Origin of the sequence: Chryseobacterium sp. SIMBA_028, assembly GCF_046535285.1 — a bacterium.
In the GTDB taxonomy this organism is placed as follows: domain Bacteria; phylum Bacteroidota; class Bacteroidia; order Flavobacteriales; family Weeksellaceae; genus Chryseobacterium.
This window is the reverse complement of the sequence record NZ_JAWRWZ010000787.1, coordinates 1-239: the sequence shown is the minus strand read 5'-3', so window position 1 is coordinate 239 and position 239 is coordinate 1. Positions and strand designations below refer to the sequence as shown.

Genomic DNA, 239 nt, shown 5'->3' with positions numbered 1-239 from the left:
AATCATTTCTTACCTGGAGCATCATTCCAATATTGTTCCATGGCAAATGCTTTGTGACAGAACCGGAGCCAAGCTTAGGGTAATTCCAATCGATGAGAACGGAATTCTTCAGCTGGATTTCCTGGATCAGTTTTTAAGCGAAAAAACAAAAGTAGTTTCTGTAAATCAGGTTTCAAATGCTTTAGGTATTGTAAACCCTATTGAAGAAATTATTGCTAAAACAAGAAAGAATTCTGATG

At 36.0% G+C, this 239-nt stretch carries 1 protein-coding gene; it reads left to right on the top strand.

Translation table 11 applies throughout. The annotated features are described in order from the left end of the window. Nucleotides 1-239: aminotransferase class V-fold PLP-dependent enzyme (locus SCA31_RS25375; protein WP_410699693.1), on the top strand; the 239-nt coding region annotated here is incomplete at both ends.